The 619-nt window shown below is 74.2% G+C and carries 1 protein-coding gene; it reads left to right on the top strand.

The annotated features are described in order from the left end of the window. On the top strand, window positions 1-619 hold a 619-nt coding region (locus tag CCN39_RS48945), incomplete at both ends, for an FAD-dependent monooxygenase (RefSeq protein ID WP_158104634.1).

The raw sequence follows: 619 nt of genomic DNA, 5'->3' as shown, positions 1-619 counted from the left end.
TCCGGGGCGGGCATCGCCGGCCCCGCCGCGGCCCACTGGCTGCACCGCGGCGGCTACCGCGTGACCGTCGTCGAGTCCGCGCCCGCCCTGCGGCCCGGCGGCCAGGCCGTCGACTTCCGCGGTGAGCAGGTGAAGCTGCTGGCCGCGATGGGCGTTCTCGACGAGATCCGCCGGTACGAGACGGCGATGGGCGAGCAGACCGTGCTCGGCCTCGACGGCCGTCCCGCGCTGACCGTGCCCGGCGCCGCGTGGAGCGGCGAGGTCGAGATCCTGCGCGGCGACCTCGCGCGGATCCTGTACGAGCACACCGCGGACCACACCGAATACGTCTTCGGCGACCGCGTCACGAGCCTCACCGAGACGGCGGACGGCGTCGAAGTCACCTTCCGCCAGGGCGCACCGCGGAAGTTCGACCTGGTCGTCGGAGCCGACGGCGTGCACTCCGGCGTGCGCGCCGCGGCCTTCGGGCCGGAACGGGACTTCCGGCGCGACCTCGGCTTCGGCATCGCCGGCTACACCGCGCCGAACCACCTGGGGCTCGACCACACCAGCATCATGTACAACGAGCCCGGCCGCGGCCTGACGGTCGGCAGCCACCGGCGGCCGGGCTCGTTGTACA

The sequence above is a fragment of the Amycolatopsis kentuckyensis genome (genome assembly GCF_002155975.1).
GTDB lineage: Bacteria > Actinomycetota > Actinomycetes > Mycobacteriales > Pseudonocardiaceae > Amycolatopsis > Amycolatopsis kentuckyensis.
Note: the sequence above shows the minus strand (reverse complement) of the source record. Positions and strands in the feature narration are given on the sequence as shown.